General features: G+C 74.7%; 17 protein-coding genes. 4 read left to right on the top strand and 13 right to left on the bottom strand.

Annotation, left to right across the window (positions count from 1 at the left end; genetic code table 11):
* Positions 1 to 509: 509 nt before the first annotated feature.
* Together ITX44_RS39210 and ptsP are read left to right on the top strand one after the other, a co-directional pair.
* Complete coding sequence (locus ITX44_RS39210; protein ID WP_205364611.1) at positions 510 to 959, top strand: PTS sugar transporter subunit IIA; 450 nt, start codon at positions 510 to 512, stop codon at positions 957 to 959.
* Between the two features lie 4 nt (positions 960 to 963).
* Entirely contained in the window at positions 964 to 2634 is a 1671-nt protein-coding gene (gene ptsP, locus ITX44_RS39215; protein WP_205364613.1) for a phosphoenolpyruvate--protein phosphotransferase, read from the top strand.
* 345 nt (positions 2635 to 2979) lie between these two features.
* Here ptsP and ITX44_RS39220 read toward each other — a convergent pair whose 3' ends face one another.
* Positions 2980 to 4080: a DUF8829 domain-containing protein gene (locus ITX44_RS39220; RefSeq protein ID WP_236062462.1), complete on the bottom strand. Its 1101-nt coding sequence runs from the start codon at positions 4078 to 4080 to the stop codon at positions 2980 to 2982.
* Between the two features lie 159 nt (positions 4081 to 4239).
* Positions 4240 to 6255, bottom strand: coding sequence for an acetoacetate--CoA ligase (locus ITX44_RS39225; protein ID WP_205364615.1), 2016 nt, complete (start codon positions 6253 to 6255; stop codon positions 4240 to 4242).
* Positions 6256 to 6499: 244 nt separating this feature from the next.
* On the opposite strand from ITX44_RS39225, the gene ITX44_RS39230 reads away from it, so the two are divergent.
* A complete protein-coding gene (locus ITX44_RS39230; protein WP_205364617.1) occupies positions 6500 to 8851 on the top strand; it encodes a glycoside hydrolase family 31 protein in 2352 nt (783 codons plus the stop codon).
* Here the strand turns inward: ITX44_RS39230 and ITX44_RS39235 are convergent.
* From ITX44_RS39235 to ITX44_RS39270, 8 genes are all read right to left on the bottom strand, one after another.
* Positions 8818 to 9357, bottom strand: a complete 540-nt coding sequence (locus ITX44_RS39235) for an NUDIX domain-containing protein (protein ID WP_307795698.1) — start codon at positions 9355 to 9357, stop codon at positions 8818 to 8820. The genes ITX44_RS39230 and ITX44_RS39235 overlap by 34 nt on opposite strands.
* A 206-nt stretch (positions 9358 to 9563) precedes the next feature.
* On the bottom strand, positions 9564 to 10898 hold the full coding sequence (locus ITX44_RS39240; RefSeq protein WP_205364619.1) for an adenylosuccinate synthetase: 1335 nt from the start codon (positions 10896 to 10898) through the stop codon (positions 9564 to 9566).
* Positions 10879 to 11814, bottom strand: coding sequence for a hypothetical protein (locus ITX44_RS39245; RefSeq protein WP_205364620.1), 936 nt, complete (start codon positions 11812 to 11814; stop codon positions 10879 to 10881). Before ITX44_RS39245 ends, ITX44_RS39240 begins: the two co-directional genes overlap by 20 nt.
* Before the next feature lie 124 nt (positions 11815 to 11938).
* Positions 11939 to 12808, bottom strand: a complete 870-nt coding sequence (locus ITX44_RS39250) for an NUDIX hydrolase (RefSeq protein WP_205364622.1) — start codon at positions 12806 to 12808, stop codon at positions 11939 to 11941.
* A gap of 198 nt (positions 12809 to 13006) precedes the next feature.
* The gene (locus tag ITX44_RS39255) at positions 13007 to 13618 is read right to left on the bottom strand and encodes a GTP-binding protein (protein WP_205364624.1); all 612 of its coding nucleotides are present in this window, start codon (positions 13616 to 13618) and stop codon (positions 13007 to 13009) included.
* Between the two features lie 146 nt (positions 13619 to 13764).
* The gene (locus ITX44_RS39260) at positions 13765 to 14178 is read right to left on the bottom strand and encodes a DUF742 domain-containing protein (protein WP_205364626.1); all 414 of its coding nucleotides are present in this window, start codon (positions 14176 to 14178) and stop codon (positions 13765 to 13767) included.
* Between the two features lie 31 nt (positions 14179 to 14209).
* The gene (locus ITX44_RS39265) at positions 14210 to 14635 is read right to left on the bottom strand and encodes a roadblock/LC7 domain-containing protein (protein ID WP_205364627.1); all 426 of its coding nucleotides are present in this window, start codon (positions 14633 to 14635) and stop codon (positions 14210 to 14212) included.
* Positions 14632 to 17241: a nitrate- and nitrite sensing domain-containing protein gene (locus tag ITX44_RS39270; RefSeq protein ID WP_307795699.1), complete on the bottom strand. Its 2610-nt coding sequence runs from the start codon at positions 17239 to 17241 to the stop codon at positions 14632 to 14634. The genes ITX44_RS39265 and ITX44_RS39270 overlap by 4 nt, the downstream gene beginning before the upstream one ends.
* 202 nt (positions 17242 to 17443) lie before the next feature.
* Between ITX44_RS39270 and ITX44_RS39275 the strand changes: the two genes are divergently transcribed.
* Positions 17444 to 17830, top strand: coding sequence for a hypothetical protein (locus ITX44_RS39275; RefSeq protein WP_205364631.1), 387 nt, complete (start codon positions 17444 to 17446; stop codon positions 17828 to 17830).
* Positions 17831 to 18039: 209 nt separating this feature from the next.
* On the opposite strand, the gene ITX44_RS39280 is transcribed toward ITX44_RS39275, so the two are convergent.
* The 3 genes from ITX44_RS39280 to ITX44_RS39290 form a co-directional block, all read right to left on the bottom strand.
* Positions 18040 to 22737, bottom strand: a complete 4698-nt coding sequence (locus ITX44_RS39280) for a hypothetical protein (RefSeq protein ID WP_205364633.1) — start codon at positions 22735 to 22737, stop codon at positions 18040 to 18042.
* 80 nt (positions 22738 to 22817) lie between these two features.
* Complete coding sequence (locus tag ITX44_RS39285; protein WP_205364635.1) at positions 22818 to 23705, bottom strand: hypothetical protein; 888 nt, start codon at positions 23703 to 23705, stop codon at positions 22818 to 22820.
* Positions 23706 to 23880: 175 nt separating this feature from the next.
* A complete protein-coding gene (locus tag ITX44_RS39290) occupies positions 23881 to 25410 on the bottom strand; it encodes a hypothetical protein (protein WP_236062463.1) in 1530 nt (509 codons plus the stop codon).
* Between the last annotated feature and the right edge of the window lie 60 nt (positions 25411 to 25470).

Here is a 25470-nt window from a genome sequence, read left to right on the forward strand (position 1 = left end):
GGAACCACATCCCACGCAATATTGCGGGGGACGGGGTATCAACATATCTGGCGTTGACTTTTGGCACGCTGTTGAGTTCTCAAAGAACGGAAGCTGCCTTCGGTTGCTGTCCCCAGCACCCCTCCGGACTTTCCCTTCGTCGTGTCTCCGACTTTAGCAGATGCTTTCCGGTCGGAATTACCAGCCTCTTTGGGTCCTCGCGTTCGCAGCGCGATTCCACGGGTCCCGTTGAAGCGGTCGTGCCAACGTACTGGAGTGGACCGCGCGGAGCAAATCGGAGGGGAGGTTTCCGGATAGGACGACGGAGCGTGATCGACAGGGGGCGCATCGGTTGCGCACGGGGACCCTGAGGGCGCACGGAGGTGGTGGGCACGACGGGACATTGCCCCTGGTGATGGGTTCCGGAGGGGAGGGAATCCATACTTGACATGACTTAGGCTGCTCTCGCGGCTCTCCGTCCGGTGACAGGCTGTGACGGTGGGTCTTGACTCCGCATACAGGAGGCTTTTATGACGACCGTTTCGTCGCCGCTGGCCGGGCGGGCCATCGGACTCGCCGCAGTGCCCGACCCGGTGTTCTCCGGGGCGATGGTGGGTCCGGGTACGGCCATCGATCCGGTACGGGGGCCGGGCGAGGCGGTGTCCCCGGTGAACGGGATCGTGGTGTCCCTGCACCCGCACGCCTTCGTCGTGGTCGACGACGAAGGACGCGGGGTGCTGACGCACCTGGGGATCGACACGGTGCAGCTCAATGGCCAAGGGTTCGAGCTGCTGGTGGACAAGGGAGACGCGGTCACCCGCGGCCAGGCCGTCGTCCGGTGGGACCCGGCGGCGGTCGAGGCGGCGGGCAAGTCCGCGATCTGCCCGGTGATCGCATTGGAAGCGAGTGCCGAGGCGCTCGCCGAGGTGGCCGAGAGCGGCAACGTAGTGGTCGGGGACACCCTCTTCACCTGGAAGTAGTGACATGGAGACAACGCTGCGGGGCGTCGGGGTCAGTCACGGTGTGGCCGTCGGAGAAGTCCGGCACATGGGGACCGCGGTACTCGAGCCGCCGGCCAAGCAGATCCGGCCGGAAGACGCGGAGCGGGAGCAGGCCAGGGCGCGGCAGGCGACGGAGGCGGTGGCCGCCGATCTCAGCGCGCGCGGGCAGCTCGCCGGCGGTGAGGCGCAGGCGGTACTGGAGGCACAGGCGCTGATGGCGCAGGACCCGGAACTGCTCTCGGACATCGAGCGGCGGGTCGCGGTGGGCAGTACGGCCGAGCGCGCGGCGTACGACGCGTTCGCCTCGTACCGGGCGCTGCTGGCCGGAGCCGGGGAGTACCTGGCCGGGCGGGTCGCGGACCTGGACGACGTACGCAACCGGATCGTGGCGCGGCTGCTGGGCGTGCCGATGCCGGGCGTGCCGGACAGCGATGAGCCGTATGTGCTGTTCGCGCGGGACCTGGCGCCGGCGGACACGGCGCTGCTGGATCCGACGCTGGTGCTCGGCTTCGTGACCGAGGAGGGCGGGCCGACCAGTCACAGTGCGATCCTCGCCCGGGCGCTCGGGGTTCCGGCCGTGGTGGCACTGGCGGGTGCGTGCGAGCTGGCCGAGGGCACGGTGGTGGCGGTGGACGGCAGCACGGGCGAGGTGTTCGTGACGCCCACCGCGGAGAAGCAGGCCGCGCTGCAGGCGGAGGCCGCCGAGCGGAAGGCGGCGCTCGCGGCGTCGACCGGGCCGGGCGCGACCTCGGACGGGCACAAGGTGCCGCTGCTGGCGAACATCGGCGGCCCGGCGGACGTCGCCGCGGCGCTGGCGGCCGGCGCGGAGGGCGTGGGCCTGTTCCGTACCGAGTTCCTGTTCCTGGACGACTCGGCGAAGGCGCCCTCGCAGGCGAAGCAGGTGGCGGCCTATCGCCAGGTGCTTGAGGCGTTCCCCGAGGGCCGGGTGGTGGTCCGGGTGCTCGACGCGGGAGCGGACAAGCCGCTGGACTTCCTCACCCCGGGGAACGAGCCGAACCCGGCGCTGGGCGTGCGCGGGCTGCGGACCCTGCTGGACCACCCCGAGGTGCTGCGGACGCAGCTGAGCGCGCTGGCCGAGGCGTCGGCCGGGCTGCCGGTGTATCTGGAGGTCATGGCGCCCATGGTGGCCGACCGCCAGGACGCCAAGGCGTTCGCGGACGCCTGCCGGGAGGCGGGGCTGCACGCGAAGTTCGGGGTGATGGTCGAGATCCCCTCGGCGGCGCTGCGGGCCCGGTCGGTGCTCCAGGAGGTCGAGTTCGTGTCGCTGGGCACCAACGACCTCGCGCAGTACACGTACGCGGCCGACCGGCAGGTCGGCGCGGTGTCCCGCTACCAGGACCCCTGGCAGCCCGCGCTCCTGGACCTGGTGGCGCTGGCCGCGGAGGCCGCCAAGGCCGAGGGCAAGAGCTGCGGAGTGTGCGGTGAGGCCGCGTCGGACCCACTGCTCGCGTGTGTGCTGACCGGTCTGGGGGTCACCAGCCTTTCCATGGGTGCGGCGTCGATTCCCTATGTACGGGCCACCCTCGCGAAGTACACGCTGGCCCAGTGCGAGCGCGCCGCGGCGGCCGCCCGCGCCACGGACGGCGCCGACGAGGCCCGGCGCGCCGCCCATGGCGTGCTCTCCGGGGAGTAGCCGCCCGGCACGCCCGATGACGGGAGGGCAGGCGGGTCCCGTCGTGTACGCGCCCCGGGTGCGGGCTGGGCCGGAGTCCGGCCCGCACCCGGATGGCTCCGCCGATGCCGTACGCCCGCATCCGGTTCCGGGACCGTCCGGACCCGCGCCCGGCCTCGACGACAGTGCCCGGTTCAGAGCCCGCGGGTCCGGAGCCCGGCCCCTGGGCGGGCCCCACATCCCACCGGCCGGTCCGGTTCAGGAACCGGCCGGACCGCGTGCGGTCGCGGTCGCGTGCCGACGCCGGCGGCGATACCCGATTCAGAACCGGCAGGGGCCGCGCCCGCCCCCTGGCCCGCTCCCCGCTCATCCCACCGGCGGGTCCGATTCCGTGGGCAGGGGCAGGCCCGCTCGGTAGCGGACGCCGGGTTCGGGTGGGATGGGGTCACCGGTGGCGGGGTCGGTGCAGTAGGCGTCGAAGACCTGGGCCTCGGTGAGGGGGTGGGGTTCGCCGTGGCGCAGCGCCCAGCCGCGGACGGTGTCGGTGCCCGCGGCGTCAGTGGTACGGACGACGAGCCCGCCGGGCCGGGCGGTCGCGGTGGAGGCGGCCATCACGGTGCACAGGACCAGCGCGTCCGTCTCGACGAGGCGCAGGCCGTTGCCGCTGCCGCTGCCCCCGCCCGCGTCCCTGTCCGTGTCCGTGTCCGTGTCCGTGTCCGCAGCCTCGACGTGCAGGGCCGCGAGCAGCGGCGGTCCGTCATCCGTGGGAAGGCTGCACACCACGTGGTGCGCGCCGGGGCCGACGGCCTCGATGACGGCGAGCAGGGCCTGGGAAGCGCGGTCGAAGGCGCAGTGGGCGAGGTCCTGCCCGCAATCGGGGCACGGGCCGGCGTCCATCAGGAGGTCGGTGGCGTGTTCCCAGGTGGCCCGGCGGTCGGCGGCGTGGGCGAGTTCGGCGCAGAGCACCGGCAGGGGCTGGCGGGTGTACGGCACCGTGGCGCGGCCCGCGGCGACCTCGGCGGCGTATCGGGTACGGGTGGCCGCGGCGTCGACCGGCCGGCCGGTGGTGGCGCAGTAGTCGGCGTAGCCCTCCGGGTCGAAGACGGTGACGGCGACGTGGACGCCCTGGGCGTACAGGCTGCGGAGCAGGCCGTCCAAGTGGTGCAGATACCGTCCGTAATCCGTGAACGGGAAGCTCGGGTGGCCGGTCATGACCGTGAAGTCCGCGACGGTGAGCAGGACCGCCACGACGGTGGGCGCTTCCTTGCGCAGGGCCCTTCGGTAGCGGGTGCCGCCGCCGCGTGGTGTGCCGCGCCCGGTCCGGCCGCCACGCGGCCCGGTCCCGGCGTCCGCCCTGGCCCCGGGGCGGTCGGCCGGGCCCATCGGGTCGGGCCCGGTGTGCCGGCCGGACCGGTTCGCGGCCCGCTGCGGGCGCTCGGCGTGGTCGTTGCCGCTGGTGTGGGACATGGTTCCCCCCTCGGTCATGGGGCCGGACACGCACCGGCCCCTCTTGCTCACCGACCGTAACCGACACCACTGACAACGGGACTCCCCCGCAGGTCACCGAGCCGCGCATCCACCACGCGACGCCCTGACGCCGGCGCTCCGTAGGACCGGACGCCCCCGCTACGCCCCGGCCGTCGCCCGCTCGGCCGCGAGCCGCTCGTAGAAGCGGAGCACTTCCAGGTCGTCGACCGAGCCGGGATTGACGGCGCGGTCCAGCGCGGTGCCCTGGAGGAGGCGCTTGACGGGCACTTCGATGCGCTTGCCGGTGAGGGTGTGCGGGATGCCGGGCACTTCGATGATCTCGTCGGGCACGTGCCGGGGGGAGAGTTGGGTGCGCAGGGCGGAGCGGACCCGGTCGCGCAGGGCGTCGTCGAGCACGGCGCCGGGGGCGAGTTTGACGAACAGCGGCATCCAGTAGCCGCCGTCGGGTTGTTCGATGCCGATGACGAGGGACTCTGCGATGTCCGGGAGGCGTTCGACGACCTCGTAGATGTCGGCGGAGCCCATCCGTACGCCCTGGCGGTTCAGGGTGGAGTCGGAGCGGCCGTGGATGATCACGGTGCCGCGGGAGGTACGGGTGATCCAGTCGCCGTGCCGCCAGACGCCGGGGAACATCTCGAAGTAGCTCTCGCGGTAGCGGGTGCCGTCGGGGTCGTTCCAGAACCGGATCGGCATCGAGGGCAGCGGGTTGGCGACGACGAGCTCGCCCACCTCGTCGGTGACCGGCCGGCCCTGGGGGTCCCAGGCCTGCAGATCGGTGGCCAGGCAGGGGGCCTGGAGTTCGCCTATGTGCACGGGCAGGGTGGGCACGCCGCCGGCGAAGCAGCTGCACACGTCGGTGCCGCCACTGACGGAGGCGATCCACAGATCGGCCTTGACCTCGTCGTGCAGCCAGCGGAAGCCGTCCGGGGGCAGTGGCGAGCCGGTGGTGGCCACGCAGGTCACGGCGGACAGGTCGGTGTCGCGGCCGGGGTGGATGCCGGCCTTGCGGCAGGCGATGACGTAGGCGGCGGAGGTGCCGAACACGGTGGTGCCGGTGCGTTCCGCGACCCGCCACTGGGCGGCGATGTCGGGGTGGCCGGGGCTGCCGTCGTAGAGCACGACGGTGGCGCCGGTCAGCAGGCCGGAGACGAGGAAGTTCCACATCATCCAGCCGGTGGAGGTGTACCAGAAGAACCGGTCGCCGGGGCCGAGGTCCAGGTGCAGGCCGGTCTGCTTCAGGTGTTCCAGCAGGATGCCGCCCTGGGAGTGGACGATGGCCTTGGGCAGGCCCGTGGTGCCGGAGGAGTACAGGACCCACAGCGGGTGGTCGAAGGGGACCTGGGCGAACTCGGCCTCGGTGTCGTCGCCGACCAGGTCGTCCCAGGCGAGCGCGCCGTCCGGGGCGGGGGTGCCGAGCAGCGGGATGTGCACGGTGGCGCGCAATGTCGGCAGGCCCGCGCGCAGTTCCCGTACGACGTCGGTGCGGTCGTGGCGCTTGCCGGCGTAGACATAGCCGTCCACGGTGATCAGGACGACCGGTTCGACCTGCTGGAAGCGGTCCAGGACGCTGCGGGCGCCGAAGTCGGGGGCGCAGGAGGTCCATACGGCGCCGACGGCGGCGCTGGCGAGCACGGCGACGACGGCCTGGGCGATGTTGGGGACGTAGCCACTGACCCGGTCGCCGGGGGTGACGCCGAGCCGGCGCAGGGCGGCGGCCAGTGAGGCGACGTGGCGGCGCAGTTCGGCCCAGCTCACGGTGCCGATCTCGTGGCTCTCGTCGAGGTGCAGCAGGGCGGGTTCGGCGGCGCGGGCCGGGTCGAGGGCGGGGCGCAGGGCGTGTTCGGCGTAATTGAGGCGCGCGCCGGGGAACCAGCGGGCGCCGGGCATCGCCGGGTCGGCGAGCACCCGCTCGTACGGGGTGGAGAAGCGGACGTCGAACCATTCGGTGAGCGCCTGCCAGAACGTCTCGGACTCGCTGACCGACCAGGCGTGCAGGGCGGCGTAACTGGCCGCGGGGTCGCCGGGGACCGCGGCCGGCGCGCAGTGCCGGCCGGCCGCCCACTCCTGGAAGCGGGTGATGCGGGCACCGGCGATCCGCTCGGGGCCGGGCGTCCACAGCGGTTCCGGTACGGGTGCGGTCTGCGGTGCGGTCATGGCGGCTCCCGGACGGCGCGTCGTTGCGCGTTGTTGCGTGTCGGACGGTCCGGCCGGGGCGGGCGGCCGGACGCGGTGGCCCGGGGGCGGGTGGCCCGCCGCGGGGGCTGCAAGGGACGATGCCATGTGATCGTCCGCTACGCCAGGGCGGGTACCCGCGGACGGTCGGCGAGGGTGCTCTCTCCCAGGTGAACGGTGGTTGAACGGGCGGCGCGCCTTGGGGTGACGGTGAAAGGGTGGACGCATGGATGCTCGGGACCTGCTGCGTTCGGTACGGATGGCGGGTTCCGCCAATGGATGGCGTGCGACCAGGGCGGCTTGGCGCCGGCAGCGCACGGACGCGCGGGATCTGCCGCGGCGCGGCCCGGAGCGGGCCCGGGTGCCGGGGACGGCGCTGGGGGCCGAGCCGATGCCGGGCGGCGGGGTGGTGCGGTTCGCCCGTTCCCGGCTCCAGGTGCGGGTCGCGGTGGGCGGCGCGGTGTTCTGCGGCTGGGACGGGGCGGCGCCGGAGCCGTCGTACGCGCTGGCCGGCGCCGCGCCCGAGGCCGACGGGCGGGCGGTGCTCGAGCCGGACAAGGACGGCTGGCGGGTGGTCTCGGAGCGGGTGACGGTGCTGGTGTCGCGGCACGGCGCGGTGGAGTTCCGCACCCCGGGTGGGCTGCTGTTGCGCCGGGAACTGCCGCCGCGCTGGTGGGACGCGACGGGGCCGGCCGGTGCGCCAGGGGCGCGCTGGGTGCAGCGCGCACAGACCCCGGCGGACGCCCGGGTGTTCGGGCTGGGCGGGCGGGCGGCGGGGCCGCGGCTGCCGGAGGGCACGTACCGGCTGTGGAACACCGACCCCGGCGGGTCGTTCCGGCCGGGTGACGACCCGCTCTACATCACCATGCCGGTGCAGTTCGTGGTGGCCGACGCCGGCTGTCATCTGGTGTTCCACGACTCGACCTGGGACGGGCAGGTCACGCTGCGGGACGGCGAGGAGGGCGCGGGCTCCGGGCACGACCGGCCGGGCGGCAGCGAGGTGCGGATGGAGGGCGGGCCGCTGCGGTACTGGGTGATCCCCGGCAACCCGGCGCGGGTGCTGGGCACCTGGACGGCGCTGACCGGGCGGCCCGCGCTGCCGCCGCGCTGGGCGCTGGGCCACCACCACTCGCGGTGGGGCTTCGACACCCAGTCCGAGGTGCGCCGGGTGGCCGCCGCGTACCGGGAGCACCGCCTGCCGCTGTCGGTGATCCACCTGGACATCGACCACTTCGACGGGCACCGGATCTTCACCGCCGACCCGGAGCGCTTTCCCGACCTGCCCGGGCTGTCCCGGGAGCTGGCCGAGCAGGGGGTGCGGCTGGTGTCGATCGTGGACCCGGCGGTGAAGGCCGAACCGGGGCTGGACCTGTACGAGAGCGGCCGGGCCGGCGGGATGTTCGTACGGGACGGGCGCGGGCGGGAGGTGCGCGGGGTGGTGTGGCCCGGTGACTCGGTCTTCCCCGACTTCACCGACCCCGCGGTGCGCTCCTGGTGGGGTGGGCTGTACCGGGAGCGGCTGGACCGGGGGTTCGCCGGGTTCTGGCACGACATGAACGAGCCGGTGTCCTTCGCGTCGTTCGGCGAGCCGACCCTGCCGCGCTCGGCCCGGCACAGTCTGGAGGGGCGCGGCGGCGACCACCGCGAGGCGCACAACGTGTACGCGCTGGGCATGGCCCGGGCCGGCTGGGACGGGCTGCGCCGGCTGCGGCCCGAGCAGCGGCCGTTCCTGTTCTCCCGCTCGGGATGGGCGGGGATGCAGCGCTACGGCGGGACGTGGTCCGGTGACGTGGCGACCGCCTGGGAGGGGCTGCGGGCCTCGCTGGCGCTGGTGCTGGGGCTCGGGCTGTGCGGGGTGCCGTACTCGGGCCCGGACGTGGGCGGCTTCACCGGTACGCCGGAGCCGGAACTGTACCTGCGGTGGTTCCAACTCGGCTCCTATCTGCCGCTGTTCCGGACCCATTCGGCGATAGACGGCGGCCGGCGCGAGCCGTGGCAGTTCGGGCCCGAGGTGCTGGGGCATGCGCGGGAGGCGCTGGAGACGCGGATGCGGCTGCTGCCGTACCTGGAGACGCTGGCGCACATCGCGCGCGGCACCGGCGCCCCGTACGTGCGGCCGCTGTGGTGGACCGCACCGGCCGACCGGGCGCTGCGGGAGTGCGGCGACGCCTTCCTGCTGGGGGACGCGCTGCTGGTGGCGCCGGTGCTGGAGCCCGGGGCGGTGAGCAAGACGGTACGGCTGCCGCGCGGCGCGTGGTACGACACGGCGACCGGCCGGCTGCACCGCGGCCCCGGGCAGGTGCTGCTGGACGCGCCGCTCGGGCGGGTGCCGGTGCTGGCCAGGGCCGGGTCGGTGCTGCCGGTGGCCGGGGCGGACGGCTCGGTGGAGCTGGAGGTGTGGCCGCCGCTGGAAGGACGGAGCGGCAGTGGAGTGGTGTTCGGCGGCGACCCGGAGGGCTGGGGGGCGCCGGTCATGGAACGGTTCACCACCCGCTGGGCGGACGGCGAGGTCGTGGTGGAGCGCGAGGGCGGCGGCGAGGTGGGCTACGCGGTACGGGTGCGCGGCAGCGCGTCGTAGACCCCGTCGAACCAGCGGCGCGCGGCCAGGGTGTGCAGCGGGAAGCCGAGGTCGGCCGGTGCGGGCAGCAGGTAGTGCCCGTCGGTCTCGTCGGTGGGCACCGACGGCGGCAGATCGGCGGCGTCCCGCCCCGGCAGCAGGCCGAACAGCAGCAGGTATCCGCCGGCGACGTCGGTGAGCGCGTCGGCGAGGACGACGTCCTCGGGCTCGGCCCCGATCCCGGTCTCCTCCGCCAATTCCCGCACCACGGCCCGCTGCCAGGTCTCGCCGAAGTCCACGAAGCCCCCGGGCAGCGCGAGTTGCCCGTACGCGGGCCGGGTGCGGCGCCGGATGACGACCAGCCCGGTGCGGTCGCCGTCACGCACGGGCAGCAGCGCGATGGCGACCGGCAGCGGATTGCGGTAGCTGACGGTGCCGCAGCCCAGGCACTGGCGGGGCCAGCCGGCGTCCTCGGGAAAGCGCGTGCCGCAGGCGGCGCAGTGGGAGTCCTTCACAGCGGGGAGCACGGGCGGACTGTATCCGATCGGGGGGACGGGGACGGGGCGATGCCGGAACTGGGGGCGGGGCGGAACCGGGGCCGGGGGGGAAGACGGGGGGCGGGTCGAACCGGATGCCGGGCGGCGCGGCGGGACAGGAGCGGGCCAAGCCGAAGCCGGTGCCGAGCGACAGGTGCCCGGCGCGGGGTACGGTCCTTCCCCGCGCCGGGCTGCGGCTATGCGCTCGCGGGCGAGCCGGACCGTCCCGACATGCGCACCGACCTGCCCCGCGCCGGCTTCCCCACCCAGCGCCGGTCGGTGACGTGCTGCCGGGACGGTCCGGCGGACTCGATGGCCACCGGAGCGCCGAGGAGGCCGGCGATCGCCTCGCGCCACCGGCCCGGGTCGCGGCCCGGGGTGTCCCATTCGGCGGGGCGGGCCCGGAGCAGCAGGTCGGTGAGGGCAGCCTGGCGGTCCAGGTCCCCGGGGGCACCGGGCGGGCCGGGTGGGAGGGTGGTGATCCGGCGGCCGGCGGCGGTGTAGGCGCGGCAGATGCGCAGGGCCGGGACGCGGCGGGGGGCGTCCAGGTGGGTGATCGCCAGGGCGTCGACGCCGCCGCACACCGAGACGGCGTAGGCGTGCGCCACGGCGTCGAAGTGGCCGGTGCGGAAGGGGCCCTGGTGGGGGCCGTCGCCGTTGTGGGGCTCGGGCAGCAGGGCGGTCAGTCCCGGGTCCTCGGTGACGAGGGGGCCGGGTCCGTGCCGGGTGGTGTAGGTGCGTAGGACGCCGAGCCGCCGGGCCGGGGCGGGCTCGCCGGCCTCGGCCAGGAACGCGTCGGCATTGGCCGCGGTGGTGGTGGACCAGGTGGTGTAGGGGTGGAAGCCGTGCCACTCGTCGAGCAGCACTCCTTGGGCGCCTTCGAAGAGCAGCGGTCCGCGGCGGACCAGGCGGGCCGGCTCGTCCTCGTCGGTGAGGGCGACGGTGCGGGCGAAGGCGGTGAAGGCGGCCACGCAGTCCTCGACGGGCGGGCCGTCCAGCGGGCCGAGTTCGTCGGCCAGCCGGTCGCGCAGCAGCCGCAGCCGCCGGATGAGGCGGGGCCGTGAGGCGCAGTCACCGGCGGTGGGCGCGTCGTCCGGGTGCGCCAGGGCGTAGCGAGCGCTTTCCCCGATGCCCATGCCGCACGAGCCGTGCCGGTGCTGTCCGCGGGCCCGTTCCCGCAGCCGGCCGGCCGCGGCGTGGTAGGGCGTGGTGAGCAGGGCCCGGCGGTCGACGGTGATCAGGGCGTACGGGTCCGGCACGCCGAGCAGGCGCAGGTGGTCGGCCTCGGCGGCCAGGGCGAGCGGATCCACCAGGGTGAAGCGGGACAGGAAGGTGCGGGCGCCCTGGAGGGTGCCGGAGCCGAACTGGGCGAAGGTGTGGTGGCGTCCATCGGGCAGCACCGCGTTGTGCGCGGCCTGGGCGCCGCCGTTGAACCGTACGACCGTGTGCCAATCGCCTTCCCGGCACAGCAGGTTGACGACTGCGCCCTTGCCGGCGTCGCCGAAGCCCAGGTCAACGACGGCCGTGTGCACCGAAGTCGCCCCGGTTCAGGGCCCGGGCGACCGAACCGACCGCCGGTGAGCCGATGTCGTGCAGGTCCGCCAGGCCCTGGGCGAGGTCGATGGACTCCTCGCCGAGGCCGACGGTGAGGGCGATGGTCTCGCAGACCGCGTCCAGGTCGTCCAGTTCGATGACGTTCTGCCCGAGCAGGCCGCGCCACACGGCGAGCACTTCGGGGTTGCCGGCGTAGGAGGCGCCGGCCGGGAGGATGTAGAAGACGTGGTAGCGGCGCTGGAGTTCGGCGACGATCTCGGTGACCGGGATGTCGCGCTGGAGCGGATGGCCCAGCACGGCGCGGACCTCGCGGGCCTTGACCTTGCCGTACGGCATTTCGTCGCCGATGAGGAAGAGGTAGCCGCGCCGGCCGCGGCGCTCCCAGCAGTCGATGGAGGTGTGCCGGGCCATGGCGTACATGGCCAGTTCGTAGGACTCGGTCATCTGGCCGCCGCCCCCGCCCTCCAGCAGGATGTTGCCGAGGTCCTGGTCCATCCGGTTGTCGGACTCGAACTGGCCCAGTTGCAGGGGCACCTTGTCGCAGGTGGCGTCGCCGACCGCGCCGAAGAGGAGTTGCGGGTGCGGGGTGTAGCCCTTGCGGAGCAGCAGCCCGAACAGGTCGGGCAGCTTGGTCTGGAGCACGCGCGGGACGCCGCCCATGGAGCCGGTGACGTCGAACAGCACGGCGACGGCGAGCGAGGCGGGGTGCTCGGCCGAGTCGCGGCTCTCCCGCACGGTCAGGCCCATCGGGTCGAGCGAGGGATGCGGCCGCCAGGCGGCACGCGGGGCCGAGGCGGTGACGCGGTCGCTGTACGCGAAGGCGCCCATTCCTTGGGCCGCGCGGTAGCGCGCGGCGGCGTCGTAGACATTGCTCGACCAGCTTCCGCTGCCCATGAGGGTCCCCCTGAGTGTGTCCGAGTGTGCGTATCGACAAAGAGATGTGTCGTGGGTGCTTGGAGCGCCGCGGTGGGGCGGCGTACGGGACAGCAGGTGCTCGGCGGTTCCGGGCCGCGGCCGGTCAGCGCACGTCGTCCTCGCGGTCCGGGCGGAGCAGTGGCGGGTGCAGCAGACGGGCGTCGCCGGCCCGGTAGAGGCGAGCCTTGGGGCCGCCGCGGCTGCCGGGGCGGGTGGCGGTCTCGCCCGTGGACTCCACGAAGCCCGGCACGGACAGCACCTTGCGGTGGAAGTTGCCCGCGTGCAGCGGGGCGCCCCACACCGCCTCGTAGACCGCGCGCAGTTCGCCGATGGTGAAGGGTTCGGGGAGGAAGGCCGTGGCCAGCGGGGTGTATTCGATCTTGGCGCGGGCCCGCTCCAGGCCGTCGGCGAGGATGCGGTCGTGATCGAAGGCGAGCCGGGGGCCGTCCTCGTCGGGCAGGGGCCGGCGGCCGGTACCACCCCCGTAGGCCCCGGGCCGCCGACCCTGGTCGATGGGACGCGAGCGTACCGGTCCGGGTTGACCGGCGGGGGAAAACGCTTCCACCGGCAGCCAGGCCGCCCCGGCCGCGTCACTGCCCGCTCGCGCGTCGGGCAGCCGGGGAGCGAAGGCGAGGTAGGCGATGGAGACCACGTGCATCCTCGGGTCGCGGTCCGGGTGCCCGTAGCTGCCGAGCTGTTCGAGGTGGACCCGGCCGAGCGCGGCGGGGTCGAGGCCGGTCTCCTCGGCGAGTTCACGGGCGGCGCCCTCGTCCAGCGATTCGCGGCCGGCCTGCACGAACCCGCCGGGCAGCGCCCACTCCCCCTCGAACGGCGGGCCGCCGCGCCGCACCGCGAGTACGTGCAGCCGCTCCTCCCGCAGGGTGAGCGCCACCACGTCCACGGTGACGGCGATGGGGTCGAAGGCCCGCGGATCGTACTCCGCGAGGAACTCCCGCTCCCGGTCCGGATCCACGGCGGCCCTCCTCCGGCCAAGTTGTTCTCAGTATGAGTCTTTCTCAGTACGAGAATACGGTAGCACGCAGGTCCACCACCGTCCATGGGCTTTCGGCGGGCAGCCGGACCGGCAGCGGTCAGCGGCCACCGTCCCGGGCAGCACGAAGCCCCGGTCCGGAGACGGACCGGGGCTGAGTGAGAGGTGGTTGGCGGGATGTCAGTTGGCCGCGGGCTCCCGGCGGAGGGCCGCCATGTCGGCGGCGTGCTCGACCACGGTGATCAACACCTTCTTCGCCGAGTCCCGTTTACGCGCGTCACACAGCACGACAGGGACCTCCTGGTCGAGGTCGAGCGCGTCCCGGACGTCGTCCGCGGAGTGCAGCCGGGCGCCGTCGAAGCAGTTGACGGCCACGACGAAGGGGATGCCGCGCCGCTCGAAGTAGTCGACGGCGGGGAAGCAGTCCTGGAGCCGGCGGGTGTCGGCCAGCACCACCGCACCCAGGGCTCCTTGCGCCAACTCGTCCCACAGGAACCAGAACCGGTCCTGGCCCGGCGTGCCGAACAGGTACAGCACCAGGTCGTCGCGCAGGGTGATCCGGCCGAAGTCCATGGCCACGGTGGTGGTGCGCTTGGCCTCCACACCGGCGGTGTCGTCCACGGAACGGCTCAACTCGGTCAGCGCCTCCTCGGTGCGCAGCGGTCTGATCTCGCTCACCGCTCCCACCAAAGTGGTCTTCCCGACGCCGAACCCGCCCGCCACCAGCAGCTTCAGCGCCACCGGCTCCGCCGGGGACCGGTCGTCACGGCGTTCGGCACGCACCAGGGCCATGGTGTCTTCTCTTCTTCCCTTCGGATGGCCGCCGTTCGCGCCGGGCGGCTCGTGGGACTCACGGGGTGTCACGGGAGAACGCTGCGGGGAAGCCTAGCCTGGGCAGCGCCGGACCGCTCCCCCCGGGCCACCGCGGAAACGGCCGGTCACAGGGCCCGCAGCCCGTTGATGACGTCCCGAAGGATGCTCTCGTCGGGCAGTTCCGCCGGCGGCACCGGGCGGTGGATGTGCACATGGGCGGCTTCGAGCAGATCGCCGACGAGCACCCGTACCACCCCCACCGGCAGGTCGAGGTCGGCGGCCAGTTCGGCCACCGAGGTGGCCTGGACCTTGCAGCGGTCGATGATGTCCAGGTGTTCCGGGGACAGCGACGGGTCGTCCAGCGCGGCGCCGCCCTCCCCCGCCTCGGCACCGGTCACCACCAAAGCGATCAGGTCGATCCGCGCGTCAGCCGCGTGGCTGGTCCGGCCACGTGTCATCGCGTACGGGCGCACCACCGGCCCGGCGGCGTCGTCGTACCAGCGGTCCGCCTCCTGCGATTCGGACGATTCAGAAGTCATCGTTCCCCGTCACCCCGTTGTCACCCCATGGTCAGCCGCTGAGTGTCGCGCCGCCCTCGTGCCGCGGCGCCGTGCCCAGGTGGGCGCCTACCCGCTTGACCAGCAGGGCCATCTCGTAGGCGATCTGGCCGACGTCGGAGTCGGCGTCGGCCAGCACCGCCAGGCAGCTCCCGTCGCCCGCGGAGGTCACGAACAGGAAGGCCTCGTCCAGTTCGACCATGGTCTGCCGGACCCGGCCGGCCGAGAAGTGCCGGCCGACGCCCTTGGCCAGGCTGTGGAAGCCGGACGCGACGGCCGCCAGGTGCTCGGAGTCCTCACGGGTGAGTCCCTCCGAGGAGCCGAGGGCCAGGCCGTCCCCGGAGAGGACGAGCGCCTTGCGGATGCTGGCGACGCGGCGGACCAGGTCGTCGAGCAGCCAGCTCAGCTCGCCGGTCTGGCTGGTCGGTTCGGCAGTCATCGGCTGTTCCCCTCAGATGTGGTTCGCGGTGCTGATGGCGTTTCGGTCGCGGGGCCGGCCGGCGCCGCGGTGCCCGGCGGTACGTCACCGGGCCCGGCTTCCGTTTCGGCTTCCGCGACTTCCCGGCCGCGCTGCCAGCCGCGCTGGAACGCCGCCATGCGGTCCCGCAGTTCGTCCGCGGACCAGTCCGGGCCGGAGTCGTCGGTGTCCTGGGCGGTCTCCGGGGCCGGGGCGGCGCGCAGTTGGGGGGCGAGGTTCGCCTGCCGGACCCGGCGCGGCAGTGCGCCGCCCGCCGGCGCCGACTGTGCTCCGGCGCTCCCGCCGGCCGGGGCCTCGCTCCCGGGGGCGGTTTCGTGGCGCGGAACGGGTCCGGGCGCGGGGCGCCGGCCGAAGTCACGGCCGGAGTCGCGGCCGTGGTCGGGGTCGATGTCCCGGCCGGGGGTGATGTCCCGGTCCGGATCGACGTCCCGGCCGTGGTCGGAGACCAGGACGGGGGCGCTGCGCGAGCGGCGGCGGCGCGGCAGCGGGACGGGCGCGTCGAACTCCGGCTCGTCCACGTCGACCGTCGGCGGCTCGTCCGGACGGGTGAGGTCGTCCTGCTGTGCGAGGTCGTCCTGCCGGGTGTGCTCGCGCTGCGATTCGGCGGCGACGCCGAGTCCCCAGGTGCGGAAGTCCTGCTCGGTGTCGCCGGTGGGGTCGGTGGCGCCCGGCCGGTCGGCCTCGGAGATCCGGGTGGCGCCGGTGTCCTCGCCGGTGTCGGTGAGCAGGCCGGCCGGGATGAGGACGACCGCGGTGGTCCCGCCGTACGAGGACTGCCGCAGCGAGACCCGCACGCCGTGCCGCCGGGCGAGCCGGCTGACCACGAACAGGCCGAGCCGGTCGGTGTCCGACAGCTCGAACTCGGGGGTCTCGGCCAGCCGCAGGTTCGCTTCCAGCAGCGCGTCCGGGGTCAGGCCGAGGCCTCGGTCGTCGATCTCCAGCACGAAGCCGTTGGCCACCGGCTCGCCGTGCAGCTTCACCTGCGTGTGCGGCGGGGAGAACACGGCCGCGTTCTCGATGAGTTCGGCCAGCAGGTGGGTGAGGTCCGCGACCGCCGCGCCGGCCACCGCGAGGCGGGGCAGGCGACGTACGTCGATGCGTTCGTAGTCCTCGACCTCGGCTATCGCGGCGCGGACCACGTCCATGAGCTGGACCGGCTTGCGCCACTGCCGGGAGGGCGCGGCGCCGGAGAGGATGACCAGGCCCTCGGCGTGCCGCCGCATGCGGGTGGTCATGTGGTCCAGGCGGAAGAGGTCGCCGAGTTCCTCGGCGTTCTCCGTGCGCCGTTCCATCGCGTCCAGCAGGGTGAGCTGCCGGTGCAGCAGCACCTGGCTGCGGCGGGCAAGGTTGACGAACACGTCGGAAACGCCCTTGCGCATGTCGGCCTGGCGTACCGCGGCTTCGACGGCCGCCCGCTGGAGGGTGTTGAGCGCCTTGCCGACCTGGCCTATCTCGTCGTCGGCGTAGCTGAGCCGGGGCACCTCGGTCTCGACGTCGACCTCCTCGCCCGCGGCCAGGCGGCGCATCACGCGCGGCAGCCTGGTGCCGGAGACCTCCTGGGCCTCGCGGCGCAGGCCGGTCAGGTCGCGGATGAGGCTGCGGCCGATGCGTACCGAGACGATCAGCGAGGCGATCACCGCCACCAGGCCCACGATGCCGGTCACGGCCGCCTCGATCAGCAGGGTACGCGGGATCGGCCGGGCCTCCTTGCTGAACTGCGCGGTGGAGGTGTTGTTCATCCGGTTCAGGTCGTCGAAGGCGGTGCCCTCGACGGAGGGCCAGGACATGTGCGCGGCCACGACGGGCGCGGTGCTCGGGCCGGCGGCGATCACCGCGTCCTGGACGCGGCGCAGGGCCCGGCCGCTGCCGCTCTTCCAGTACGCGTCGTACGGCGCGCGCATCGCGCCGTCCAGCACCGGGAGTTCGTCGGTGTAGTAGTTGCGTTCCTGGCCGACGGCGAAGGTGAAGGAGGTCAGCTCGGTCCTGCTGATGCGGCCGGTCGTGATGGCGGCGGCCATCAGCGCGTCCTGCCGGCTGACGTCCTCGCGCGCCCGCTCGAGGCCGGCGACGGCGCGGCGCTGGCCGTCGTGCACACTGTTGCCGATCGGGATCAGCTCGTCGAACAGGTCGTAGGCCGGCCCGACCAGGGCGTTGTAGCCGGCGTAGGCGTCGTTGAGCGAGATGTGCCGGGCGGCGACGCGGCCGCGCAGCGCGGTCAGGCCCTGCGCGGTGGAGAGGAAGGTGTCGAGCCGGGAGCGGGCGCGGCTGTCGATGGCGCCGCGGACCCCCGTGGCGAGCTGGGTGCGGAGCTTGGCCAGCGACTGGTCGGTGGCGCGCTCCTGCTTGTCGTAGCTGATCGCCGCCTGGGTGTCGTGCGGGCTGGCCGTGTAAACCAGGGCGGCCCTGCGCTCCATCTGGAAGTTGCGCACCGAGTCGGTGACGGGAAGGGCGAGGTGGGTCACGATCCGCCCGATGTCGGGCCGGTCCAGGACCGCGCGGAAGGTCAGCGCCGCCGCGTAGGCCCAGATGGCGGTCAGGGACACCAGTGGGATCAGCAGCAGTGCCACGATCTTCCGCCGGATCGTCGTACCGCGAAAGCGCATGGCCTCCCCACGTCTCCCCCGCGGCGGGGGTCTTTCCGTCCCGTCCGAACGGCGTGAGCCTACTACTGCCCCAGACGTAACTTGAAAGTCACGCAGTAGAGTTGGGGTGTTCTGAACCGATACGTACTGCTGAATGCAACCGGAAATTTCGGGGCAGGGACCACTCATGGAGTTCGAACGCCGCACGCTGTGGGAGGAAGAGCCGGCGAGCCGGGAGCGGCTGCCGGACCCGGTGCGGGACGCGGCCGTACGGGCCGTGCTCCTGGTGGCGGTTGCGGTGACCCAGGCGGTCATCGTACTGCTGCTGGTGGCCGGCGGGTCGTGGCTGACCGCGCCCATGATGCTGTGCACGGTGGTCACCAGCGTGGTGGCCAGCTGGGCGGTGCTGGATGTGTGGGTGACCCGGCAGGTGTGGGCCCAGCGGGCCGGGGTGCTGTCCACCCCGAGCAGCGCCGCGCACACACTGCGCCGGGAGCGCCGCCGGGCCCGGCGACGGGAACGTGCCGCGGCCCGGGAGGGCCGTCCGCACATACCGCGCGCGCACAGCGTCTGACCGGCCGTCCCCGGGGGCGCGGGTGCCGGATGGTCCGGCTCCGCGCGCCCGGGACGACTGCCGCGCATGACGGTGCCGGGTGCCCCGCGCGGGGCACCCGGCACCGTCATGCGCGGCAGTCGTCACCACCGGCCGGCATCGGTGTGCTTGTCGTTGATGGCGACCGGCGTCGGCGTACGCGGCGGTCGTCACGGCGCCCCGCGCCGGTGTCACGCCTCGGCTGGCGCCGGTTCCGGTGGGCGGCGGAACATCCGGGTCGCGGTGATCTCGCCGTGCACGGGCTCGCCGCCGGGGTCGGGCACCGGGAGGCCCGGGCGCAGGTGCTCCTCGACGCTGATGTACTTCAGGCCCGCCCGCAGGTCCGCGTCGTTGCGCAGCCGTACCACCAGGGGGAATTCGGCGAGCGCCGTGGTGTCGAACAGGCCGGTGGTGTAGATGAGCTGGACGCCGAGCGCGTCGGCGACGGCCCGCTGGAGCTCCAGCAGGTAGGTGGCGTTGGCGCGGCCGATGGGGTTGTCCAGGAACAGGGTGCCGGCGTGGCGCCGGCGGTCCCGGCCGCGGTCGTTGCTGCGCAACGCGGCCATGGTGCAGTACAGGGCGATGGCCGCGGTCAGCAGCTGGCCGCCGGAGAAGACGTCGCCCATCTGGCCGACGGGGACGCGTTCGGCGCGCAGCACCGCGTCGGGCTTGAGGATCTCCACGGCGATGCCGCGCGGCTGGAGGGCGGCGGCCACCCCGCGCAGCAGCAGGGTCATCCCGTCGCGCCGCAGGTCGGAGTTCTTGCGCACGGCCGCGCGGGTGGCCTCGTCGATGACCTCGCCGAGGCGTTCGCTGAGCAGTGCCTGGTCGGGGTCCTCGAACCGGATCCGCAGGAATTCCTGGCCGGACCATTCACCGAGCCCTTCGGGCAGCCGGGACAGCCGCTGGGCCGAGCGCAGGGTGGCGAGCGAGGACTCCACCAGGCCGCGCAGCCGGTCCACGATGCTGTACCGGTTGCGCTCCAGCTGGCCGAGCTCGTCGGTCAGCACCCGCAGCCGGGGGGCGAAGGCGGCGGCCCAGGCGGCGGCGTGGTCGGGCAGCGCGGCGGCGGGCAGTTCCCGGATCTGCTGCCGGGCGGGGGTGCGCACCTGCTCGTAGCGGACCGCGTTGGCGTGCCGGACCAGGACGTCGGCGGCCTCGCGCAGGTGGGTCTCGGCGGTGGACAGGTCGGCGGCGCAGCCGCGCAGCGACCGGCGGGCCTCGGCGGCGGCGCGCCGGGCGTCCTCCAGGGCGCCGGGGTACGGCTCCGGTTCGTCGTCCTCCGTCGGCTGGGCGGGCTCCCGCAGCAGGTCGCGCAGCAGCGCGGCAGTCTCGTCGAAGCCGCTCGCCGCGTCCTCGGCGGCGCGGTGGTCCCGCACCACGTCGGCGTGCGCGGCCCTGGCCTGCTCGAGCGCCTCGGTACGGCCGGCCAGTTCGGCGCTCGCGGCGCGCAGCAGTTCCTGCGCGTGGCCGGCGTCGCGCGGCTCCAGCTCCTCGGGCAGCGCGGTGTGGGCGCCGCCGTCGGCCGGGGCGTGCCGCTCGGCCTCGCCGCGCAGCCGGCCGAGCTGCTCGCTGGCGGCCGACTGGCGTGACTCCAGGGTCTGTACGAGCTGTTCGGCGCGGGCCGCGGCGGCCTGCCGGGCCGGGCCGTCGGCGCCGTCCGGACCTTCCAGCAACTGGGCGGCGCGGCTGCGCACCTTGTTGCTGAGGCGTTCCAGTTCGGCCAGGGCCGCGTGCTCGGTGCTCTCCGCGCGGGCCTGTTCGGCGCGCAGGTCGGCGCCGACGCCGACCTTCTCGTAGACCTGGGAGGCGGCGCGGTAGGCCTCGCGCAGGGCGGGCAGCGCGGCGGTCACCGGTGCGGCGCCGTCCTGGTCGTCCTCAGGGGCGCCGGCGATCTCGGAGCGTTCGGCGCGCAGCACGCGGGCGGTGCGGCGGGCGTCGTCGGAGGCACGCTGGGCGGCGCGCCGGTCCTCGTCGGCGGCGCGGGCCCGGGCCAGGCAGGTCTCGGCCCGCGCCTCGGCCTCGGCTGCGTCGGCGGCCAGTTCCCTGGCCCGGCGCTGCCAGGCGGCGCGCTCGCGCAGCCGGTGGGCGAGGCCGGCCAGGGCATCGGCGCGCCGCCGGGCCTGCTCGGCGGCGGCCCGCCGGGTGTCGCTGTCGGCCGCGGCCTCGGCGGCGGCCGCGTCGGCCTCGGCGCGTTCCTCGCGGGCCGCGGCCAGGCTCTCGCGGGCCCGGGCCGCCGCGTCCTTGGCGGCGGTGACTTCCGCGGCGAGTTCGCCGAGCCGGCCCTGCGGGTAGCTCGCCCGCCAGGAGGCCAGGCGGGCGGCCAGGGTGCGGTCGTGCGCCAGCCGCGCGGCCAGGACGCGGATCTCCTCCTCGCGCGCGGTGGCCCGCTCGCGCAGCGCCTGCCGTTCGCCGTCGGCGGCGACCTCGTCGTGCATCGCGGGGTTGGGCGTGACGAGGAAGAGGTCCGGGGCGGCGCCGGCCGCGGGCGGCGGGGCGAGCAGGGCGGTGGCCGTGCCCACGGCGACGGCCGAGCGGGGCAGCAGCGCGGCCCGCGCCAGCGCCTCCTTGGCGCGTACGTAGCTGTCGGGGTCGGTCACCACCACGCCGTCGACGAGTTCGGGGCGGGCGGCGAGCACCGCGGCGTGGTCGGCCGGATCGACGGCCTGCGCGAGGTAGCGCCAGCCGGGCAGCGCGGGGATGCCGTGCTCGCCCAGGTGCTCCACGGTGGCCAGCACGTCGGGGGACGGCGGCAGCAGCCCGCCGTCGCCGAGCGCGCCCAGGATCCGCGTGTCGTCCGCGGCGGCCGTCCTGAGCTCAAACAACTGGCGCTCGGCGGCGGTCACCGACTCCTCCAGCAGCTCGCGCAGCGGCTCGGCGAAGGAGTCCAGTTCGGCGGGGGTGAGCGGGGCGTCGCCATGGGTACGGGCGGTGGGCGCGGCCATGGCGGCGGATTCCCGCTGCTCGCCATGGGTGCCGGCATGGTCGCCGCCGGGGGTGCGGGCGGCGGGGACGGCGGCGGTACGGGCCGGGGCGCCGCCCGCCGGGGGCAGGCTCAGCAGGGCGGACAGCCGCGGGTCGGCGGCCAGGGCGCCGGCCGCCACGGTCGCCGCGCTGTGGGCGGCCTCCGCGGTGGCGAGCGCGTCGGCGGCGCGGGCGGCGGCGAGTTCGGCCCGGGTCTCGGCTGCCGCCGCCTCACGGGCCCGGCCGGCACTGGCCGCGGCGGTCTCGGCGGCGGCCCGGGCGCCGGCCTCGGCGGCCTTCTCCGCGTCGGATGCGGCCAGGGCGGCGCGGGCCGGGTCGGCGTCGGGCGCGGAGTCGTCGAGCCAGCCGGCCCGTACCGCGTCGGCGGTCTCCTGCTCGACCTCGGCGAGCCGCTGGCCCAGGTGACCGCTCTCGCTGCGGGCCCGTTCGGCCTCGGTGGCCGCGGCGGTGGCGTCGCGGTGCGCGGCCTCGTACTCCTCCTGGAGCCGCGCCGAACGCTCCTCCTCCGCGTCGGCCTGCTGTTCGGCGCCGGCCGCGGCCGCTTGGAGGGCCCGGACCAGGTCGGCGGCGGCGCGGGTACGGGCGGCCAGCGCGGGGGCGGCGTCGCGTTCGGCCTCGCGGATGGCGGCGGTGACCCGCTCCAGCCGGTCGCCTGCGGCGCGGTGGCGCAGCACGGTCTCGGCGGTCTGCCAGGCGGCGTGCAGGGTTCGGGCGTCGGTGAGTTCGCGGCGCAGCGCGGCGGCGCCCTTCTCTGCCGCGGCCAGGGCCAGCGAGGCGTGCCGGTAGGCGAGTTCGGCGGCGATCAGGGCGCTGCCGGCGCGGGCCTGCTCGGCGTCGGTGACGGCGTGCCCGGCGTCGGCCACGAGGGCGGCGAGTTCGGCGGTGCGGCCACGCTCCTCCCGGGCGCGGGCGGACAGCCGCCGGGCCAGGGCGCGGGTGCGGCGCTCGGACTGGGCGTGCACGGCGCGGGCCCGGTCCCGGGCGCCGGTGGCCTCGACGATGCGTTCCAGCAGGTCCAGGGAGCCGGCGGTGAAGTCGCGTTCGGCGGTGAGTTCGGCGCGGCGGCCGAGTTTGCCGGCGAAGCCGTGCACCAGGTCGGCCAGGCCGTCGGTGTCGCGGGTGTCGGTGACCGCGCGCAGCAGCAGGTCGGTGAAGTCGGAGTCCTTCTTGACCGCGAACAGGCCGGCGGCCTCGCCCTCGTCGGCGTTCATCTCCCGCTGGTAGCGGAAGAGTTCCGGGTCCAGGCCCAGGTCGCCCAAGTGCTCGTTCCAGCGGTCGTGGATCTCCTCCCAGACCACTTCCAGGTGCGGGTAGGCCTTGCCCGCCTCGGTGAGGGCGTCCCGGAAGCCCTTCATGGTGCGGCGGCGGCCGCGGGCCCCGGAGGTGCCCTCGGCGGGCGGGCGCATCGCGGTGGCCTCGGCGACCGGCAGCGAGTCCAGCGAGAGGCCGGGGCCCGGGCGGAAGGAATACCACGCCTCGGCGAACTTGCGCGGGTCGGAGGAGACCTGCCGGCCGCGCCATTCGCTGACCTTGCCGACCACCACGAGTTCGCCGGTGAGGGTGTGCTGCCATTCCAGGGCGACGTGGCCGCAGTCCTCGGCGAGCAGGAACTTGCGCAGCACCCCGGAGCTGGCGCCGCCCAGGGTGTTGCGGTGGCCGGGCAGCATCACCGAGAAGATCAGCTTCAGCAGGACCGACTTGCCGCCGCCGTTCTCCAGGAAGAGCACGCCCGCGGGGGCCGGCCGGCGGGGCGGCCCGGTGGGTTCGTCCGCGAAGAACTCGCCCTGGAGGGGCGCGGGCTGTGGCACGGGGTCGCCGACGCCCCGCAGGTCGAGCACGGTGTCGGCGTAGCGTGCGCCGGCCGGCCCGATGGAGTAGAGGCGGAGGCGGGACAGCTCGTACATGCGGGAAAGGCTCTCGTGGCGGGGTCGGGGACGAAGTGGGCGGTGCGGACCGGCGGGTCGCGGGTCGGGGGCGGGTCGGGTCAGGAGTGACTGTGGAACGGCAGGCCGGCGTCGAGCGCGAGGTCGTCGTCGACGCCGTCGGCGGCCGGCACCAGGGTGGGGGTGCCGTCGCTGGTGGGCACGACGCCGAGGTCCAGCAGTTCGGCCATCGCGGCGCTGCCGGCCATGTCGCGGACCTGCAACTGGTAACGAGCGGTGGTGCGGTACGTGCCGCCGGACTCGTCGCCGGTGCGCTGGAGGAAGCCGGAGTCCACCAGGAAGGCGACGGCCTTGCCGATGATGCCGGTGGTGGAACTGGCCAGCCGGCGGGCGTCCTTGGTGGCGCCGGTGGAGCTGCGCCGGGCGTAGACCCGCCAGGCGGCCTCCAGGCCGGGGGCGTCGCTGGCCGGGTCGGTGGTGCGGCCGTCCTCGTCGGCCCGCTCCTCCAGGCGGCGGCAGGCCTGGCGGACGAAGGCGTCCACGCCGTGCACGGTGATCCGGCCGATGTAGCCGTCGTCGGCCAGGTCCTCCGGCCGCGGGAAGGCGAGGGCGGCGACCGCCAGGTGCGCCAGGCCGTGCAGGAACCGGTCGCCGGCGTCGGAGGCCGCCCGCCGGGCGTAATCCCCCATTCGAACCGCGAACACCGAGTCCTCGGCGGCGGCCAGCGCCATGCCGGCCCGCGGCGAGACCTCCATGACGACCACGCCGAGGCCGGCGGCCACCGCGTCGGCCAGCCGCGCGAAGGCGGGGTCCTCCCGGTACCGCCGGATCAGCTCGGCGTACTCCACGTCCCTGGCAGGCAGCAGCCTGGGCTGCAGGCCGAAGCCCACCAGGCGGGCGGCGTCGGCCACATCGGCCGCGGTCACCGCCGCGGCGGTCGCGGCCGCCCGGCCCGCGGCCTCGCCGGTCTCGTCCCGTACGTCATTCATGCGTTGTCGTCCGTCTTCGTCCTGGTGGTCCTCGTGGTGCTCATGCCGTGCGCGCCGCGCCGCGCTTGGGCCGGTCGCGGAAACGCACGCCGTACCTCCGCGGTACGCCGCTGCCCTCGCCGTACGCCCGGCGCCCCGGCGGACAGACCGCGCCGGGTGGTCCCGGCGGCCGGGGTCACTGCGGCGCCCCCGCGGCGATCCGGGCCGTGCCGACGATCAGGTCGGCGCCGCCGAATTCCGGGTCGTCCAGTTCGGCGCCGTCGTCCACGGCGAAGAGCAGGGTGGGTTCGCCCTGGCGGTGGGCGGTGCCGACCGGCGGGGAGGCGGCGTGGACGGCGAGCAGGGCGATCAGGTAGGGCAGGTCGCCGTCGGCGGGGTGGCGCCGGCGGGCCTCGGCGAGCAGGCCGGACAGCCGGCGGGGGGCGTCGGCGGGCAGGTCGAGCAGGGCCAGGGCGGCTTCCAGCTGCTCGTCGGAGAAGCGGGAGTCGTCCGGGGTGGCGACCAGGTCGGGTTCGGGCATCTCGGCGCCCAGGTGGTCGCGTTCGGCGGGCGGGGTCAGCAGCAGCTCGACCAGGTCGGCGACGCGGACGGCCGCCGGGGTGCGCAGGCCCGCGCCGCGGGCGAAGTACACGTCGGTGACCCGGGTCGCCTGCTCGACGGGCAGCGGCAGCAGGGGCGCGACGAGCTGCCCGTACAGGTCGAGGCCGGCCCGGGCGGGCGGGGCGGCGAACGCCTGCCGGTCCTGCTCGGCGCGGAAGAGCGGGCCGGCCTCCAGCAGCCGGGACTGGAGCTGGGTGTGCCGCCGGATGCAGTCCTTGACGATGTCGACGAGTTCGGCGGCGCGGCGCTTGTGCTCGGGGTCCTCCGCCTCGTCGCGCGCCTTGCGGATGTTGGTGAGGATCGCGTTCTCGTGCCGGTAGCGGTCGGCGACGTGGTCCAGGGCCTCGGCGATCATGTCCGGCACCCGGCGCAGCCAGTCCACCGCGCGGACATTGCGCCGGGTGGCCTCCAGGGTGCGGCGCAGCGTCTCCGCGTACTGCACCGTGCGGTAGCGGGCCTGTTCGGCGGCCAGTTGGGCGTCGGCGAGCCGGCCGCGGCTGATCAGCACCTCCAGCTTGACCTCGGCGGCGATCTGGGCGCTGGTGACGTCGGTGTCGAGGGCGCCGACCAGGACGTTGACCGCTTCGTCGGTGGTGCGCAGGTAGACGCCCCCGCCGGGGCCGGGCACCTCCTCGATCAGCTTGAAGTCGTAGTCCCGGCGCACATAGTGGCCGTCGGCGCCGAACGTGCCGTAGACCGCGCGGAATCCGCGGTCGGCGCTGCCGACGTTGATCAGGTTCTCCAGCACCCAGCGGGCCACCCGCTCGTGTTCGGTCACGGTCCTGGCGGGCGCCTGGGCGGCGACCCGGGGCAGCAGGCGGGTCACTATCTGGTCGTGGTCGGCGCCGGTGTCGAAGTCCATGTGGAGGGTGACCAGGTCGATCGCGGCGAGCGCGATCTCGGCCATGGCGTACACCGAGTACTCGCCGGCCAGGTTGGCCTTGCGCGCGTCGAGGTCGTGCAGCGGCGCGGTGCAGGCCAGGGCCTTGAGCCGGCGGGCCAGGCCCTCGTCGGCCGCCGGCCCGGGAGCGGGCCGCACGGCGTCCGGCAGCGTGTACGGGACGGTCTGGGTCACACCCCACACACTAGGCGGTGCCTGCGACATCGGCCGAAACGGCGCGGACCGGCATGTGGCGGACGCCCGTTGTCGGTGGGGGATGCCATG

Origin of the sequence: Actinacidiphila acididurans, assembly GCF_016918855.1 — a bacterium.
GTDB classification, from domain to species: domain Bacteria; phylum Actinomycetota; class Actinomycetes; order Streptomycetales; family Streptomycetaceae; genus Actinacidiphila; species Actinacidiphila acididurans.

Excerpts from the sequence above, each read along its gene's own strand:
- ITX44_RS39230 (WP_205364617.1), top strand. The coding sequence starts at position 6,500 with ATGGATGCTCGGGACCTGCTGCGTTCGGTACGGATGGCGGGTTCCGCC.
- ptsP (WP_205364613.1), top strand. The coding sequence starts at position 964 with ATGGAGACAACGCTGCGGGGCGTCGGGGTCAGTCACGGTGTGGCCGTC.
- ITX44_RS39225 (WP_205364615.1), bottom strand. The coding sequence starts at position 6,255 with ATGACCGCACCGCAGACCGCACCCGTACCGGAACCGCTGTGGACGCCC.
- ITX44_RS39210 (WP_205364611.1), top strand. The coding sequence starts at position 510 with ATGACGACCGTTTCGTCGCCGCTGGCCGGGCGGGCCATCGGACTCGCC.
- ITX44_RS39265 (WP_205364627.1), bottom strand. The coding sequence starts at position 14,635 with ATGACTGCCGAACCGACCAGCCAGACCGGCGAGCTGAGCTGGCTGCTC.
- ITX44_RS39255 (WP_205364624.1), bottom strand. The coding sequence starts at position 13,618 with ATGGCCCTGGTGCGTGCCGAACGCCGTGACGACCGGTCCCCGGCGGAG.
- ITX44_RS39280 (WP_205364633.1), bottom strand. The coding sequence starts at position 22,737 with ATGTACGAGCTGTCCCGCCTCCGCCTCTACTCCATCGGGCCGGCCGGC.
- ITX44_RS39290 (WP_236062463.1), bottom strand. The coding sequence starts at position 25,410 with ATGTCGCAGGCACCGCCTAGTGTGTGGGGTGTGACCCAGACCGTCCCG.
- ITX44_RS39285 (WP_205364635.1), bottom strand. The coding sequence starts at position 23,705 with ATGAATGACGTACGGGACGAGACCGGCGAGGCCGCGGGCCGGGCGGCC.
- ITX44_RS39275 (WP_205364631.1), top strand. The coding sequence starts at position 17,444 with ATGGAGTTCGAACGCCGCACGCTGTGGGAGGAAGAGCCGGCGAGCCGG.
- ITX44_RS39245 (WP_205364620.1), bottom strand. The coding sequence starts at position 11,814 with ATGGGCAGCGGAAGCTGGTCGAGCAATGTCTACGACGCCGCCGCGCGC.
- ITX44_RS39260 (WP_205364626.1), bottom strand. The coding sequence starts at position 14,178 with ATGACTTCTGAATCGTCCGAATCGCAGGAGGCGGACCGCTGGTACGAC.
- ITX44_RS39220 (WP_236062462.1), bottom strand. The coding sequence starts at position 4,080 with ATGTCCCACACCAGCGGCAACGACCACGCCGAGCGCCCGCAGCGGGCC.